At 41.7% G+C, this 16,968-nt stretch carries 19 protein-coding genes; 17 read left to right on the top strand and 2 right to left on the bottom strand.

Annotation, left to right across the window (positions count from 1 at the left end; all coding sequences use genetic code 11):
• Window positions 1-51: 51 nt before the first annotated feature.
• On the top strand, window positions 52-612 hold the full coding sequence (locus tag LCU_RS08115; protein ID WP_039099227.1) for a guanylate kinase: 561 nt from the start codon (window positions 52-54) through the stop codon (window positions 610-612).
• A gap of 68 nt (window positions 613-680) precedes the next feature.
• Here the strand turns inward: LCU_RS08115 and LCU_RS08120 are convergent, their stop codons facing one another.
• Entirely contained in the window at window positions 681-869 is a 189-nt protein-coding gene (locus LCU_RS08120) for a hypothetical protein (RefSeq protein WP_039099228.1), read from the bottom strand.
• 308 nt (window positions 870-1,177) lie between these two features.
• On the opposite strand from LCU_RS08120, the gene LCU_RS08125 reads away from it, so the two are divergent.
• From LCU_RS08125 to LCU_RS08155, 7 genes are all read left to right on the top strand, one after another.
• On the top strand, window positions 1,178-1,600 hold the full coding sequence (locus tag LCU_RS08125; RefSeq protein WP_004266005.1) for a Fur family transcriptional regulator: 423 nt from the start codon (window positions 1,178-1,180) through the stop codon (window positions 1,598-1,600).
• A gap of 18 nt (window positions 1,601-1,618) precedes the next feature.
• Window positions 1,619-2,053: a hypothetical protein gene (locus LCU_RS08130; RefSeq protein WP_039099229.1), complete on the top strand. Its 435-nt coding sequence runs from the start codon at window positions 1,619-1,621 to the stop codon at window positions 2,051-2,053.
• A gap of 36 nt (window positions 2,054-2,089) precedes the next feature.
• Entirely contained in the window at window positions 2,090-2,911 is an 822-nt protein-coding gene (locus tag LCU_RS08135; RefSeq protein ID WP_056967092.1) for a DUF6681 family protein, read from the top strand.
• 210 nt (window positions 2,912-3,121) lie between these two features.
• Window positions 3,122-4,051: an IS30-like element ISLpl1 family transposase gene (locus LCU_RS08145; RefSeq protein ID WP_003592463.1), complete on the top strand. Its 930-nt coding sequence runs from the start codon at window positions 3,122-3,124 to the stop codon at window positions 4,049-4,051.
• 127 nt (window positions 4,052-4,178) lie between these two features.
• A complete protein-coding gene (locus tag LCU_RS08150) occupies window positions 4,179-5,195 on the top strand; it encodes an IS30 family transposase (RefSeq protein ID WP_054644560.1) in 1,017 nt (338 codons plus the stop codon).
• Window positions 5,196-5,389: 194 nt separating this feature from the next.
• On the top strand, window positions 5,390-5,566 hold the full coding sequence (locus tag LCU_RS09980; RefSeq protein ID WP_155519255.1) for a hypothetical protein: 177 nt from the start codon (window positions 5,390-5,392) through the stop codon (window positions 5,564-5,566).
• Between the two features lie 9 nt (window positions 5,567-5,575).
• Entirely contained in the window at window positions 5,576-5,830 is a 255-nt protein-coding gene (locus LCU_RS08155; RefSeq protein WP_056966598.1) for a hypothetical protein, read from the top strand.
• A 68-nt stretch (window positions 5,831-5,898) separates the two neighbouring features.
• Here the strand turns inward: LCU_RS08155 and hflX are convergent, their stop codons facing one another.
• Window positions 5,899-7,170: a GTPase HflX gene (hflX, locus tag LCU_RS08160; RefSeq protein WP_039098459.1), complete on the bottom strand. Its 1,272-nt coding sequence runs from the start codon at window positions 7,168-7,170 to the stop codon at window positions 5,899-5,901.
• 606 nt (window positions 7,171-7,776) lie between these two features.
• On the opposite strand from hflX, the gene LCU_RS08165 reads away from it, so the two are divergent.
• From LCU_RS08165 to LCU_RS08205, 9 genes are all read left to right on the top strand, one after another.
• Window positions 7,777-8,667 (top strand): ROK family protein, encoded by an 891-nt coding sequence (locus LCU_RS08165; RefSeq protein ID WP_056966596.1) that lies wholly within the window; start codon window positions 7,777-7,779, stop codon window positions 8,665-8,667.
• Between the two features lie 65 nt (window positions 8,668-8,732).
• On the top strand, window positions 8,733-10,070 hold the full coding sequence (locus LCU_RS08170; RefSeq protein WP_056966594.1) for an APC family permease: 1,338 nt from the start codon (window positions 8,733-8,735) through the stop codon (window positions 10,068-10,070).
• Between the two features lie 479 nt (window positions 10,071-10,549).
• Window positions 10,550-10,954 (top strand): MarR family winged helix-turn-helix transcriptional regulator, encoded by a 405-nt coding sequence (locus LCU_RS08175; RefSeq protein WP_056966592.1) that lies wholly within the window; start codon window positions 10,550-10,552, stop codon window positions 10,952-10,954.
• Between the two features lie 129 nt (window positions 10,955-11,083).
• On the top strand, window positions 11,084-12,052 hold the full coding sequence (locus LCU_RS08180) for a LacI family DNA-binding transcriptional regulator (protein WP_039098462.1): 969 nt from the start codon (window positions 11,084-11,086) through the stop codon (window positions 12,050-12,052).
• 122 nt (window positions 12,053-12,174) lie between these two features.
• Window positions 12,175-13,452, top strand: a complete 1,278-nt coding sequence (locus tag LCU_RS08185) for an ABC transporter substrate-binding protein (protein WP_039098504.1) — start codon at window positions 12,175-12,177, stop codon at window positions 13,450-13,452.
• Between the two features lie 38 nt (window positions 13,453-13,490).
• On the top strand, window positions 13,491-14,351 hold the full coding sequence (locus LCU_RS08190) for a carbohydrate ABC transporter permease (RefSeq protein ID WP_004266021.1): 861 nt from the start codon (window positions 13,491-13,493) through the stop codon (window positions 14,349-14,351).
• The gene (locus tag LCU_RS08195; RefSeq protein ID WP_054644557.1) at window positions 14,351-15,163 is read left to right on the top strand and encodes a carbohydrate ABC transporter permease; all 813 of its coding nucleotides are present in this window, start codon (window positions 14,351-14,353) and stop codon (window positions 15,161-15,163) included. The genes LCU_RS08190 and LCU_RS08195 overlap by 1 nt, the downstream gene beginning before the upstream one ends.
• Window positions 15,164-15,180: 17 nt before the next feature.
• Window positions 15,181-15,849 carry a hypothetical protein gene (locus LCU_RS08200; protein WP_056966590.1) on the top strand — a complete coding sequence of 223 codons (669 nt, stop codon included), beginning with the start codon at window positions 15,181-15,183 and terminating at the stop codon, window positions 15,847-15,849.
• A 3-nt stretch (window positions 15,850-15,852) separates the two neighbouring features.
• Entirely contained in the window at window positions 15,853-16,956 is a 1,104-nt protein-coding gene (locus tag LCU_RS08205; protein ID WP_056966589.1) for an ABC transporter ATP-binding protein, read from the top strand.
• Window positions 16,957-16,968 lie beyond the last annotated feature (12 nt).

Raw genomic sequence — 16,968 nt, forward strand, 5'->3', positions numbered from 1 at the left:
GCCGCCAAACTTTTTTATTTATTTAAATCCTGAATAGAAGAGTGTGAATGAATAGTGACAAAACAACTATTAGTCATTACGGGCGCCACGGGTAGTGGCAAAACAACGGTGAGCCATTATTTAAAAGAGGCCTTTCAAATTCCACAAGTGGTTACCCATACCACGCGGCCTAGACGGCATAATGAAGTCGACGGGGTGGATTATTATTTTGAAACACCAGACACCTTGGCACAAAAGCACCTCGTTGAATCGGTGAGCTATTCTGGCTATCAATATGGCTCTTCACATGAAGCGTTAGATTTGGCGTGGCAAAAAGCACAGCTGATTAGCCTAGTTGTTGATACCAAAGGGGCACAGACTTATTTAGAGACGTTCCCCGAAGAAGCATCGGTCTTGTTCTTAACGGTTTCTGAAACAGATGCGTTGATTACGCGCCTTGAAAAACGGAAGGATAGTCCTGAAGCAATTCAAAAACGGATTCAAAGTGCTGAATTTAAGCGGGATCTGATGTTACCGAGTCATTTAAATCAACGGGCAACTGTGTTGGTTAACGATGACTGGGAAACAACTAAGCAAGCCTTAGCAACATTAATCGCAACCCTAAAAAATTGATCATTGAAAATAAAAAGGAAGCCTGTCGAACGCGTTCGACAGGCTTCCTTTTAACGTATGGTTAACCCTTATGCAAATAAGTGTTGGTTAACCGAATTGGTTTGTTTCACTTTATAACTGAGTTTTTGTACGGCTTGTTCAATTGTAATACCACTTGCGCTGATTTTTTCATTGTTCGTTGCAGTTGCGATAAATTTTTGAGTTTGCGTATCAAGTGAAACATGATACCAATTATTAGTTTGACTAGTAAATTCCATCGTAAAATCTCCCTTCAAATGACTATAAATACTGATAGAAGGCTAATGAAGACGATTTCTTAAAAATCATCTGAATTACATCATAACGCGCAGCCTGAGATAATGCAACTATTTTGTATTCGGATTCATTAAAATTTGGTGAAATTTAGTTGTGCTTAGCTAACGGTTATGGGATTAAGGGTATAATGGTAAATAGTGTGGGGTAACAACTAAATTGAAGTTGGTAGTAACAAGCGCCAGCGCCTGACAACCTAGAAAGCATGTGCTAGAATGGCGTATCGATTAATCGAGAGGAGCGGATGTATTAAATGAGCGAAATAACCACTGCCATTGCCGTATTACGCGCAAATGGGTACAAAATTACCAAGCAACGCCGAGAGATGCTACAGTATTTATCGGGATATGAAAATCGCTACATTCCCGTGACTCAAATCGACGAGCATATGCGCGCCATTTTTCCGGGAATGAGTCACAATACGATTTATCGCAACATTAAAGATTTTGAACAACTTGGCTTAGTAGAACAACAAACAGAGGGTGAACAGGCCCACGTTAAATATCAATGCGATTTTGAACATCGCCACCATCATCACTTTATTTGCCGCCAGTGTGGCAAAGTGATTGAATTGAAAATGTGTCCGTTAGATTTTTTTAGTCAGCAAATTCCAAATTGTCAAATTGAAGGTCATCAGTTCGAACTCTATGGCCTCTGTGAAGACTGCCAAGCATAATAGAAAGGGAGCGTTAAAATGGCATATCACACACCACCCATTATTCCACCAGCCGCCATTATTTCGTTAATTATCGCAATGAGTGCGACCAACATTGTGGCAAATACGGTTAAACCTGTTGAAAACACCAAGACAGAGCAGTCGTCATTTGTTTCAAGTAGTAGTGCAACCACAGGTTCAACCAGCAGCATGAATACATCAGAACCAGAATCTGAGTCTGAATCGGAATCCTCATCGACCTCTGAATCAACCGTTAATTCCTCTTCTAAGGCTGTTTCAAGTCAGGATCGGACGGATACGGATGCCAACTCACAATCATCTGATGATGAGCAGACAACAACACCACAAAATGATGAGTCAGCTAACACGACCACGGCAAGCAGTAGCTCTGCTAACACAAGTAGTAGCGCTAAAGTGGTTTCAAGTAGTAGCAGTGCCACTGCTACGCAGTAATAATTTGTTTTACGCGCAATAAGGGGGACATTTATCGTGTTAACTTTTTTAGACATTATTAACCATTATTTCGGTTACTTAAATATTAATGGTCGCGTTAAAAATCGCCTTTTTTCAGTTATTTGTTTAATTGGTGATTTTTATCTTCTATATAAGAGTGTGACCTACTTTAAAGCTCAAGCGGTTGGACGAGGTGTGATTAACCTCCTCGTCTTTTTGGTGTTATTCTATTTTGCAGTGATGAACCTGTATTTCTATTATCGGGGCAAAAATGCGGTCATCGATATTTCACCGTATGTTGAAAAAGCGCTGGGTGGTGATCCAAACGCGCCACATCCACTAAATGGGGTAACCGCCAAAACGCAAGTGATCTCACAAATTCAACCGGCCACTGGCTTATTTGAAGAACAAAATCTCTTGCCCGCGCAACTGACAATGGACGCGGAACAAACCCAACGTTTAGGATCCTTGATTAACGAACTGATTGAATCTGGCTATCTTAGCTTGAATTACGCAGGCTTAAGTGATAATGATATATATGAACAAGCGCAACAATTGCAGCGACCAATTTATGCGATTGGGAATCAAGTTGCTTTACCGTTTTATGAAATGAAACAAGAAGCAGATCGTTGGGTGCTCTATGGGGGGATTAACGCCATTGCCAAACAACCGTTAGCGCAGATTACGACGGTTGGCTTAACCCCAATCCAAGACCTAGCCCAAGATTATCAACTTGCAGTCGCCCATACTTGGATTACGGGTGGCCCGAACAAGATGGCCGGGCGTAGTGGCGTGGTTGAAGGCAATGATCCCTATCAATTAGTGGTTCAGATTGCGTACCAAGAACGAACAAAGTAGTCAGTGGAGGAAAATAGGTGGAGATTCATAACGAATTCTTAGATGTCAATTATTGTTACCAATACTACCTACTAGAATTAGTAGCGGATAACGGCAATTATTACTTAACAGGGTAGATTGTAAAATTAATCCGAACGCTGTTCGGACAAAAAAGATCAGCTTCCTTTAAAATGGTGTTTACCACAAACCCATCTTTTAGGAGCTGATCTTTTGTCTAGTATAACCTATTCCGAACGAATTAAAATCGAAACCTTTTGTGAACTAGGGCTGTCCAATATCCAAATGGGCGTTCGGCTGAACCGATCACCGTCAACAATTTCTTATGAATTATCTCGATGTCAACCTTATCAGGCTGAATTAGCACAAACAGATGCCGAATACAAGCGATCACGATGTGGTCGGAAAACTAAGCTGAGCGATGAGTTAAAGCAAAAAATTCTCAACCATTTACGTCTAAGCTGGTCACCAGGAATGATTGCTCACGAATTTAAACTAGCTACTAAATCTATTTATAATTGGCTAAATCAGGGGAGAATTGGTTTCTCCTTGAATGATCTACCTGAACATGGCGTACGCCAACGGCGTAACGTTGACCAACGATCCAAATATAATCAATCTTTGGGGCGATCAATTGAACAGCGTCCCATGATGATTAATCAACGTAAGCGCATCGGCGATTTTGAACTAGATACAGTCGTTGGTCCTCGTGGGCATAGTAAGGCAGTTTTATTAACTTTAATCGATCGCAAATCACGGTTCCTTTGGGCATACCGGTTAAAAGATCGGACGACAGCGACTGTTAATGAAGCACTAACTAAGTTCCTAACCACTTTTAATGGTCCGGTGCACAGCTTTACTGTGGACCGTGGCACTGAGTTTAGTGGGCTAGTATCACTTGAATCACAATATGGTATTAAGACCTATTACTGCCATGCTTATACTCCAGCTGAACGTGGTAGTAATGAACGCTTTAATCGGAATTTACGTTATTTTTATCCTAAAGGGACTCGTTTTGAGCACATTAGTGCTCAAGATTTAACGACGACGTTACTCCAAATTAACCAGCGACCGCTTAAAATACTCGACTGGCAAACACCGTATCAGGTTATGCTGACAAATTTGTCCAAAAATTCGGATTAAATTTGCAATCTACCATTTATATTCAAGACCCGCGTTTACAATCTAAGTGCAACACATAATTAAATAGACCAAAAAGGCCATGATGACCTATTCTTATAAGCAACCAAGCACATAAGAAAGGCACATCATGACCAACATCAAGCGTACCATCTCTAAGGCTTACCAACAACTATCAAATTTTGATCGCGTTCGCATTGAAACTCTGCTCAATCAGGGATTCTCCCAAGCACGGATTGCCCGCGAACTCAACCGCTCTCGTAGTACTATTTCGCGTGAGATCACTCGTGGCTCCGTTCTACAGCGAATTCCCGGGCATAAGGTAGCGTTGATTTACTTTGCTGATACGGCAGCTTATCTGCACGCTCAGCGGCGGGAGTGGTGTCGCCCCAAGACGATGCTTGAGAAGAACCCCGAGTTCTACGCCGCCTGTGCCGCTGCCATCAAGCAACGTCCACGCGTACACAGTGTGGACAGCTTCGTGCACACCTTCAAACGGGAACACGCAGACGAGGTTGTTCCTTCAACACCAACGGTTTACCGGGATATTGAGGCCGGTAGATTCGAACTACGGACCCACGACTTACCGCGCAAACCCAGCTTGCGAATTAAACGAAGCCATTCCCATACCCGCACCAATAAGACGAAGCTTGGTACCTCGATTGATGAAAGACCCATTGAAGTTCAAGACCGTCGGCAAGGGGGCCATTGGGAAGGAGATTTAGTGAAAGGTAAGCGCGTTGATAGCGAACCTGCGTTGCTGGTTTTGACAGAGCGGATGAGTCGCTTCGAAATCATCATCAAGCTCGCTAACTACAAAGCAAGTACCTGTAAGGTGGGACTTCAGTCCATCATTGATGATTACGGTGCGGAATACTTCACCACCATCACCTTTGATAACGGCAGTGAGTTCGCACAACTAGATTCAGTAGAAGGAACTGATGTCTACTTTGCTCATCCGTACTCACCATGGGAGCGCGGAACAAATGAGAACCAGAACGGCCTTCTACGAGAGTTTATTCCGAAAGGTCGCTCACTCCACCATTACGACATCATTGATATTCAGAGCTTCCAGGACGCACTCAACAGCCGGCCTCGTCGTATCTTGGGCTACCGGAGTGCGGCGGAACTGATGCCGGAACTCTAAGCTGTGTACCACTTATAGGATTAGACTAGAAACTGTTGCACTTAGATTGACAATACGGGTAAAATTTTTAATTTATCTTTCGCCGGATTTTTAAACTATTTAAAATATACGCATTTTATTCATCCACAAATGTTATAGAATTAAGGCAATCAAGTAAGTGTTTTAATCCTAATAAAAATAGTGGGTACAATAAAATGACGATTTATTATTTAAAACCAGAAAAAACAGTCGATGAAATTATCAATACATTGCACGCTAGTGTTGCTAGCATGCAATATTTTGGAACGCTAGATATGATTTGCGAAAAAGTTGAGTTTAATCTTGATGAAGCCGCGCTATTACAACGAATTAAGCAACTAGCCGATGATTAACGCGCAGATTTGGAAACCCTTCATTCAATCGGGGTTTCAGAAAATGATATCGACCGTTTAAAAGCTGCAGGTTTATTATTATTCGTTCAGGATAATGAGATTCCACAAAGCTATGTGACGCTCAGTCGGAAAGCATTAGTTGGTTTGCAAGAGATTGCAGCGGCTTATGCTCAAGAGTCTACACAGCTAACAATAAATATTGATTCAAAAGAAATTCAAAGCTTAAAAGCAGCTTCAGATAAGGTTTTCAGAAAGTATCAATAAGAAATTGAAAAAAGCCCATCGACATTTATGTCGATGGGCTTTTTTGTTTGCCGCAAAGTAGCGCTTGGCTATGCTTGAACGAACTTTTTAACGGGTCCTAATAGGTCTGGGTTGATTTGTGCACGAATCAACGTGCCATCTTCTTCATAGCTTTGTTTAGTGATATTGGCACGATCACTGAGGTACGAAACAGCTTGCCCTTCTGTGTATGGGACTAAGAAGTCGAGCGTTGGGTATTGTTCAAAGAGTTGTTTGTTAATTAAGGCAATCAATGCATCGATTGCTACTTCGTCGCGAGCTGAATAAACGATTTGGTTTCCGTCTACTTCAGGATAGCGCGTATCTGGTTTCAAATCAGCTTTATTGTAAGCCTCGATGACTGGGATATCTTTAATGTTGAGTGATTCAAGGGTTTCTTGTGTCGTTTCCATCATGTCCAAGTAGTTTGGATCTGAGTAATCAACCACGTGGATTAAAAGATCAGCACTCGCTGCTTCAGCTAAGGTTGATTTAAAGGCTTGAATTAAGTGATGAGGAAGTTTTGTGACGAAACCAACCGTATCACTCAACAGGAATTTCTGTTGGTTGGGGAGGACGATTTCGCGGACACTCGTGTCTAAGGTGGCAAAGAGCATATCCTTTTCAAAAACTTGTTTTTCAGGTGTATCGGGGTTCAACCGTTGTAAAATTCGATTCATAGTCGTTGATTTACCTGCATTGGTGTACCCGACGAGTGCGACAACTGGAATCGCATTTTTCGTCCGTTGACGGCGTTGTACGAGTTGTTGTTGATCGATTTTAGCAAGTTCGGCTTTGAGCTTCGTAATCCGTTTTTCGATGAGTCGGCGATCCAATTCAAGTTGGGTTTCACCCGCCCCACGGTTCGCAGTACCCCCGCCACCTTGTTGATCCAACTTGTTTTCAGAAGGATGGAGGCGTGGTAATTGGTATTTCGCTTCGGCGATGGCCACTTGGAGTTGCGCTTCTTTTGTTTTGGCACGGCTAGCAAAGATTTCAAGAATTAATTGCGTCCGATCAAGAATGCTTATTCCGAGTTCTTTTTCTAAATTCCGAATCTGTGAAGGTGAAAGTTCATCGTTAATCAAGATAATGTCCGCATCTTCAGCGACGGCGCGTTCTTTAATTTCTTGAACCTTCCCTTTACCAAAATAAGTGGCGTGATTAGCTTGGTCGATATTTTGGCGAACGTCACCAACGACTTCTAAGTTATCGGCACGGGCTAGTTCGCCCAGTTCGCGCATTGTATAGTCAAAATTAACTTGGCGTTGACTAACACCAGTGATTAAAACCTTTTTAGGTTGCATATAAGTTTCTTCCATGAGATCTCCTTTTTGTGAGAGTGCGTCTTCAAATGGTCAGCCGTTGAGGATTAGCAATATCTCGTAAATGAGCGGCAACGCCGATTGTTTACGAGATGGCGCTAAACGCAGACGACTATTTGAAGAAAGCACGTTTAAGATAAGAGTGTGGCACCGGCGGTTATCTGCTGAGGATTAGCATAGGCAGACGAAAAACCGATTTGTTGGTTATTTGGCTGACGTAGCTAACCGAGAGCAGATGCCTGGTGGAGCACGTTTCAATTGAAAAAAAGGGCCATGGCAAAAATATTCTTTTGTCACAGCCCTCAGTTAATTAAATTTAAAAAGCGAATGCCAACAGAAATAGCCGCAAAATGGCCACATGATTATTCAATTGTGATTGCGATTAAACAAACGTTAGTTGACATGTTGTTGACGCTCCTTTGATGTGAAATGGGTGGTTACCCACCTTATCCGTTAAGTGTACCATGAAAGCCATTAAAAACCAAAGTTCGCCTTTAGCGTGTACGCCAATAATTAACACTGTTGTGGGTGCCCAGCGTAATTTTATGGTAGAATGTAAGCGGTTATCAAAATACATAAGAGAATCGATTGGGGGATTGACGAATGAAAAATTTAGCATTACTTGATGTTGGTGGCACTACGATTAAATATGGTTTATGGGATGGTGCGGCGCAACAATTGACCAAACAAGGGGCTGTTGCCACACCAAAGTCGTTGAATGCGTATTATGATGTGCTGACGCAGATTGTGGCGGAGTTTAAGGCTAGTGACCAAGTTGTTGGGGTCGCAATGAGTACGCCGGGTGCAGTGAACAAGGCGACGGGTATTATTGAAGGGGCCAGTGCGCTCCCTTATATTCATCATTTTGAAATTCAAGATGAACTTGAAACGCGTTTTGACTTACCAGTCGTAATGGAAAATGATGCGAATTGCGCGGCTTTAGCCGAAGTCGGTAGTGGGGCTGCTAAAGGGCTAAAAAATGTGTTGTTCATGGTAATTGGCACTGGCGTTGGTGGTTCAGTGATTGTCAACGGACAAGTCCAACATGGTCGCCATTTATTCGGTGGTGAGTTTGGCTACATGATGATGAATGATGGTCGGATTTTAAGTGAAGTCGGGACCGCCGTTCACATGGCTGACCGTTATAATCAAGAGGCACATACTAACTACTCAGGGCATGAAGTTTTTGAATTGGCTGATCAAGGCGATTTACTCGCGCAAAAGGAGGCACAGGTGCTCTATGATAATCTCGCACAAGCCATCTATAATTTACAATATAGTTTTGATTCAGAAGCGGTTATTTTAGGTGGTGGGGTGTCGCAGGCCGATTTCTTGGTGCCAAATATTGAAAAAGCTTTACAGGAAATACTCAAGCAAGTCGATATTGCGCCTTTCATGCCAACCATTCGGACGTGTCAGTATCATAATGATGCGAACTTGATTGGTGCAATGGAAGATTTCCGCCGCACATATCCGAATTTAGTTGCAAATTAGACTAGTAAAGACCGCTTTCAACATGTCATAATAAATATTATAAATGATATTAGGAGGCGGTTAAGATGCCCACGGAAAAACAAGCATTAAATCAAACGATTGGATTTACCGCGGCATTAGCCACTGTGATGGGAACGGTCATCGGTGCTGGTGTGTTCTTTAAAGCGGATCCTGTGACGCATGCGACCGGCTCCACCGGGCTGACAATGCTTGCATGGCTTGTCGGCGGCTTAATCACAATTTGTGCTGGATTGACAGCTGCTGAATTAGCAGCTGCGATTCCAGAAACTGGCGGGATGATGCGGTACATCGACCATACTTATGGTAGTTTAGCGGCATTTTTATTAGGTTGGGCCGAAACAACAGTCTACTTTCCAGCGAACATTGCGGCGTTGTCGATTGTTTTTGCAACGCAATGCATTAACTTATTCAGTTGGTCAGCTTACTGGCAGATTCCAATTGCAATCATCGTCGGACTCAGCTTAACAATCTTGAATTTCTTTGGTTCCCGGGTTGGGGGACTATTCCAATCCTTCACAACCGTCTTTAAATTAATCCCGCTTGCGATTATTATTGTATTCGGGTTAATTCATCCAGGCAGCAACGCCGTTCATGTGTCATTATTTGACGTGACCCGGTCAAATGGATCGGGGAGTTTCCTGTCAGCGCTGGGCAGTGGTGTTCTAGCAACCCTCTTTGCGTATGATGGCTGGATTCACGTTGGGAATATTGCGGGTGAATTGAAGCATCCGGAACGCGATTTGCCGCGGTCAATTTTAATTGGTTTAACAGGAACCATGGTTGTCTACCTCTTAGTGAGCGCCGTCTTCGTTCTTGTGTTGCCAATCAATCAGATTGCCGGCAATCCGAATGCGGCTTCAGAAGTGGCTCGAGTGCTATTTGGTGGTGTGGGTGGTAAAATCATCACTATTGGGATTTTAATTTCCGTCTATGGCGGGATTAACGGCTACACGATGACTGGGATGCGGATTCCTTATGCGATGGCGCTCGAGAATCGGTTACCATTCAGTCGACAACTGCGCTCCCTTTCTAAAACAGGCGCGCCGGTTGTCAGTGGTTTAGTTCAAATTAGTATCGCCATCGTTATGATGTTTATGGGTGGCTTCAATACATTGACTGATATGTTGGTTGTTGTCATCTGGATTTTCTATATTCTAACGTTTATCGCTGTGTTCATTCTGCGCAAACGTGAACCAGAATTAAACCGTCCGTATCGCACACTTGGTTATCCAGTGATTCCAGTCATCGCCATTCTTGGTGGGATTTTCATCGTGGTGAATACATTATTCACACAGACGATGTTAACTTTAATCGGAATCGGAATTACATTACTCGGATTGCCCTTTTATTACTATTTAAAAAATAAATATCCAGTCGTTTAACACAAAAAACGAAGTTCGTGAATTAACTGAACTTCGTTTTTTTTGTGGCCAAAAACCAATTGTAGCAACGGATAGACGAAAAATAAAATAGTTGCGCAAATGAATTATCGGCATTAATTGTTGATTTTTATAAAAATAAACTAGGTCATAACTCATGAGTTGTGACCCCTTCGCATCAAAGGTTCTTATTGGCGTTTTCAGAAAATTCGTAAATTTATCTACAAATTAAAATAATCCGAAAAACATCGCTCAAACATTGGTTTTAAAAGGTTTTTAATGAACGATTGGCAATTATCGTCGCGTGAAATATACTTGCACATAACCAAACAATGATATAAACTAACCTTAACTGCTGCTTAATCAAGTTGAAATGAGCCGCTAGTTTGTTTTAAATAAATGATTGTCGGCTTTTGACTAGCCGGTGGTCATTTATTGTACATAAGTTAAAACTATATTGAATGAACGGTGGAGGGTTGCAGATGCCAGATAATAAAAGAATATTAACAATTAGTGAGTGGTATCTGGAGTGTCAGAACATCACGACTCAATTGAATAAAATGAGCGAAAAACATGGCTTAAGTTATGATCAATTTCTCGTGTTGGAACAGATTGTGGAACTAGGACGGAACACCCCAGGCCAAATTGCAGTCGTATTTGGGACCTCCGCACCAGCGGCTTCCCGTAAAATCAATACGCTACAAAGTAAAAAGTTTATTCGCAAAATTCGTGATATGGAAAATGACCAACGGAATGTTTGGTTAGAAGCAACTGAAGAAGGCCTCCGCAAGTACAAAGCGCTAAAAAAAGATATTACTAAGCATACTGGCATCAAAGCAACGGACTTGGAGCACTTACGGCAGATAAATCAAGCAATTATAGAATAAAAAAGGGAAAGCCCATCATCTTTAGATGATGGGCTTTTTTAATACCAATAAGGTAAATCGTAATCATTTTATGCATAAATTGGTATAATTGTGAAAGAATATAAAAAGTTGAACTTAAGGGGTGGAGAAATGGCAACATTAATGGACGTCGCTAAGCGGGCAAACGTTTCTAAGATGACAGTTTCGCGGGTGATTAATCATCCGGAACAAGTAACAGATGAATTGAAGGAATTGGTGTATGCCGCAATGAAGGAATTGGATTACCGTCCCAATTTAATTGCCAAAGCCCTAGTCAGCAACAGTACCCGAATCATCAAATTGTGTATCTTGGAAGACATCGACGTTACCGAACCATATTACATGAATCTAATGGTCGGAATTGCTAAGGCACTTGACCTACATCAGTATTCGCTGCAGTTAGTAACTCGGCGTAACTTTGATATCGGGAATTGTGATGGCTACATTATTACGGGATTGCGTGAAAGGGATGTTGCATGGATTCGCGATCTGACAAAGCCAGTCGTCGTTTTTGGGGAGAATCAGTACGGTTTTGATTATGTGGATACAAATAACCAGTTGGGGACCTACCTTGCAGCGCAATTAGCATTAGAGCGTGGTTATCGCCAGCTTATTTATATTGGAATGGCGAGTGAAGAAGCGTTTGAAAAATCACGTGAAGCCGGTTATTTACAATTAATGCATGAGCAGCAGCGTCCTGTTCAGTTACACCATTTTAACAACCATAGTCATTTGACCGAAGCCTACATCATTGAACACTGGGCGCAATTCAAACTCGAGACTGCGTTTATTTGTGCCACGGATCGTCTGGCAATTGGGATTGAACGGGGGATTGCGTCGTGTGGTGGTCATGTGCCGCAAGAGTTTGGGATTACAGGATTTGATGGGGTCTTTTTAAATCAAGTTGCCTCTCCTAAGTTGACAACGATTAAGCAGTCCATCATTGAAATGGGCCGTGCATGCGGAGAGAATATCCTCAAGAAAATTAATCAGGAGTGGATTGAGCGACCATTGATATTCGAACCAAACATTGAAATGGGCGGGACAATTCGCCCTGTGCTAAAAGAACAATCGGAATAAGCATAAGAAAACTGTTACCGGTAACATCAGGAAAACATTTGCAAAAGCGCTTTCAAAGTACGACAATAAAACTTGTAAACAGCACTGATAAAAATTTATTGGAGGTCGTTATAGTGAAAAAGATGTGGAAAAAGCTAGGGTTAGTTTCGTTATTGGCTGGTGTAACGTTAACATTGGCTGCTTGTGGGAGCAAGAGTGCGGATGGCGGCAATGTGAAAATCACAATTCTACAAGGAAAAGTGGAATCCAACAAGCAATTCAAAGCGATTGCGAAGAAGTATGAAAAAGCACATCCAAACGTCAAGATTGAAATCACATCAATCGGTGGTGGGACACAGTATAATCCCGTTTTGAAGACGAGAATTTCATCCGGGAATGCACCTACTATTTTTAGTTTAGATGGGCCAGCATCGGTTAAACAATTCAAGAACTACACGGCTGATTTAACGGATACAAAAGCTGCTAAGGCCGCTATTCCAAGCACACTAGATACTGTTAAGTCACAAGGGAAAGTTTACGGCTTGCCATTTAACATTGAAGGCTATGGTTTTGTTTATAATAAAGCTGTCTTCGAAAAAGCCGGTATCGATCCAAAGAGCTTAACGACTTACGATAAATTAGAAGCAGCTGTTAAAACATTAAATGAACAAAAAGAACAATTAGGCATTAAAGGGGTCTTTGCTTTACCTGGTAAGGAATCATGGATTCTTTCAGATCATTTGTTGAATGTTTATCTAAGTAAAGAATTTGATGGCAATGCACAAAAATTGTATACCTCAAAGAAAATGAAGTTTGAAAACAATGCAGAAATGAAACAAATGATTGATTTGCAAAAAGAATATTCCGTTCAACCAGTCATGCAAATGGATTACGCGGGACAAGTGAACCAAAACTTTGCTCAAGGAAAAGTTGCGATGATTCAACAAGGCGACTGGATTTACGAAACCGTTAACCAAATTGATGCGAAATTCGCTCAAGACGGGATCGGCATGATTCCAATGCCAGTTAAGGAACAACAAGGTAAGATGCCTGTTGGGACCTCAATCTACTGGGCAGTTAATAAACGGAAGAGTACCGACGAACAAAAAGCAGCTAAGGACTTCTTGAACTGGCTATATACGTCTAAAGAAGGTAAAAAAGACGTTGTTGAGAAATTACATTTCGTACCTGCTTATAAAGGTTACGGTGATGTGAAGATGCCAGATGCACTCACACAATCGGTCTATGATTACAGTCAAAAGAAAGCAACATTCGGCTGGGTTTTCCCGGGTTATACTGGCACATCATGGGATCCAGACGTTGCCCAACCTAACCTACAAAAATATCTATCAGGTGACCAAGATTGGCAAAAGACTGTTTCAAATATGAAGGACGGTTGGACAAAACAACAAACTAAATAAATTTATTCAATTGGATAAAACAAAAAGAGGGTATTGAAATGAAAAATAAGAGTTTATCATTTTGGTTATTTTTAACCCCTACCCTTGTTGCATTAGCATTAGTCGTTTTCATTCCAATGCTGGAGGGCCTATTCTATTCATTCACTGACTGGGATGGACTCTCTTTTACTAAGGTCGTTGGGTTTAAAAACTACATGGCCTTATTACAAGATAAAGCATTCGGAAACGCCTTTTGGTTCACGGTAGCTTTTGTTATCGTGACCGTCATCTTGCTAAATGTAATTGGCTTGGGGTTAGCATTACTTGTGACACAGAAATTTAAAGGCAACAATTTTTTACGAGCGATCTTCTTTATGCCAAACATGATTGGTGGGTTAATCTTAGGATTTATCTGGCAATTCATTTTCACGCAAGGCTTTAGCGCTTTGGGATCTGCCTTACACATGACTGTCTTCCAAAACTGGTTAACGAATTCACTAACCGGTTTTTGGGGCTTGGTAATTGTGACGGTTTGGCAAATGAGTGGTTACATCATGATTATCTATATTGCTTACTTGCAAAATATTCCAAGTGAAGTGATTGAAGCTGCTGAAATTGATGGTGCATCTGCTTGGCAACGATTTACGCGGATTACATTCCCAATGATCGCGCCAGCATTTACCGTCTGTATGTTTTTAACTCTGTCGAATGGGTTTAAAATCTACGATCAAAACTTGTCGTTGACCAACGGGGGACCTTACAACTCGACCCAAATGTTGGCGATGGATATTGTGAATACAGCCTATAATTCGAGTGATTTCGCACTCGCTGAAGCTAAAGCAATGGTCTTCTTCTTGATTGTCGCTGCGATTTCTTTAGTACAAGTCTTTTATAACCGTAAACGGGAGGGCGATTTCTAATGAATAAGAAAAGAAATAGTTGGATCGGCGTCCTCGGTGTATTGATTGGTCTTTTATGGTTATTCCCATTCTATATGATTCTAACGAACTCATTTAAAACACCAAAAGGCATTTTTGCCTCAGTATTGTCGCTGCCTAATCCATTCACGAATGTGAACTATGGAGATTCGTTTAAAGCATTGAATTTCATTAGTTCATTGACCAATTCGCTCATTATTACAGTCTGCAGTGTGTTGCTGATTATCCTCTGTTCTTCAATGGCAGCCTATGCACTGCAACGGAATAAATCGAAGTTGAGTAGCAGTTTATTGCTGCTTTTCATCTCAGCGATGTTGATTCCATTCCAATCAGTTATGATTCCGTTGACGGCAAACTTCGGTAATGTGCATCTGTTGAATATGTACGGCTTGATGTTCATGTATTTAGGCTTCAACTGTAGTTTATCGATTTTCCTATATCAAGGCACCCTTTCAAGTATTCCGATTGCAATGGATGAGGCGGCTGAAATGGAAGGTGCCAGTCGGTGGCAAATTTATTACAAGATCATCTTACCAATGTTGAGTCCAATGACTGTGACGGTCGCTATTTTGAACATCATTGCGATCTGGAACGATTATCTTTTACCATCATTGGTCTTACCACAAGTGCAATATACGATTCCACTACAAATGTTTAATTTCTTCGGAGAATACACGAAACAATGGCACCTCGCATTAGCCGGCATTACCTTGTCGATTATTCCGGTCATTGTCTTCTACTTATTCGCTCAAAAATGGATTATCAAAGGTGTTACAGATGGCGCCGTTAAATAATTAAGGAAGTGTTGATCGTGAAAAAGCACAGCGAAACAAGACAAACGTTATTGGCAGCCGGGAATTGGTTATGGTCGCTTTTTACCATCAACCTTGCTTGGTTTGGAATTAATTTTCCTGTCATTCTGACACTGATTTTAACGTTTAGTATGCCAAACGGCCGAGTAATGATTCCCGGTGCAGTTGTGCTAGTGTTAATGCTCAGTTTGTTTACACTACCAAGTTTAGTCGCGGTTTTTAGAGCGGTGGACCAATGGCAAGTTAACGGTGATGGTAATTATGCACGCGTTGTGTTAAAAGGGTGGCGGCAGGCACTGCCAGACTTTTTAGTGAATCTGACGTTAGCGACGGCATTGATGATCATCGTGTTGTTACTAAAAGCCAGTGTAGGCGATATTTTAGTTCGTAGCGGCTTATTGGTCTGGTTTGGGGCGTTATTGCTAGTTGTCGTTGCCAGAAGCTACTTGGTCGGGTTAGTGCGCCATGATGTTACCTTAGGCGGCTTTATCATTGCCAATGGGGGCAAATTAGTGCTAGCCACCGGCGTTTTCATCTTGTTGATGGGCATTAATATCTTTTTAAAACTCGCGTTTATGATTCTTGTTGCGAGCGTTTCGTTGGCAGCCTTCATTAGCTATCAATTATTGAACGGTGCACCAGTTAAAAACGAAGTAAGGGAGAAATGATCGATGGTCGAAATTAATTTAAATCATATCAATAAAAAATATTCAGGAAATGATACCAATTCTGTCACAGATTTCAATTTGAAAATTGCAGACGGTGAATTCATCGTATTTGTTGGGCCATCAGGCTGTGGTAAATCGACAACTTTACGAATGATTGCAGGTTTAGAAGATATCTCTGATGGGGAATTTAAAATGGGCGACCGAGTGATGAACAAGGTTGCACCTAAGGATCGAGATATCTCGATGGTTTTCCAAAACTATGCGCTCTATCCCCATATGACAGTCTTCGATAACATGGCGTTTGGCCTTAATATTCGTAAGAATGATAAGCAAGATACCAAAAAACGGGTTGATGCCGCAGCAGAAATCTTAGGTTTATCGGAGTATTTAGATCGGAAGCCATCTTCTCTTTCTGGTGGGCAACGGCAACGAGTAGCTTTAGGACGAGCAATTGTTCGTGATGCTAAGTTGTTCTTATTGGATGAACCATTATCGAACTTGGATGCCAAGTTACGGGTGCAAATGCGGACTGAAATTGCGCAATTACATCAACGCTTAGGTCGTAATTTCATCTATGTGACGCATGATCAAGTTGAAGCGATGACGATGGCTGATCGGATTGTCATCATGAACGATGGTAAAATCCAGCAAGTCGGCAAGCCAACTGAACTCTATAATCATCCGGTTAATAAGTTTGTGGCAGGCTTTATCGGTTCACCAGCAACGAATTTCTTCACGGTAACCTTAACTAATGGGCATCTAGTAAATGACGATGGTCTAAATATCACAGTGCCAGAAGGTCAGTTGAAACAGCTCATTGCCGGTGGCTACGATGGTCAACAAGTGATCTTGGGGATTCGGCCGGAAGATATTCACGCTGAAGAAATTGCCCTCCAAACATTCCCAGATGCTAAAATAACGGCAGAGGTTGTCGTTTCCGAGTTATTAGGGGCTAACACAATGCTCTATTCAAAGATTGGACAAATCGATTTTATCGCTGAAGTTAATTCGCGGGATTATCATGAACCTGGTGATCGGGTTGAGATGGCGCTTGAAATGTCTAAAGCGCACTACTTCGACATCGCAACGGAAGAAACAATCTATTAAGCGCTGCTAAAT

The sequence above is a fragment of the Latilactobacillus curvatus JCM 1096 = DSM 20019 genome, from assembly GCF_004101845.1.
Classification (GTDB): domain Bacteria; phylum Bacillota; class Bacilli; order Lactobacillales; family Lactobacillaceae; genus Latilactobacillus; species Latilactobacillus curvatus.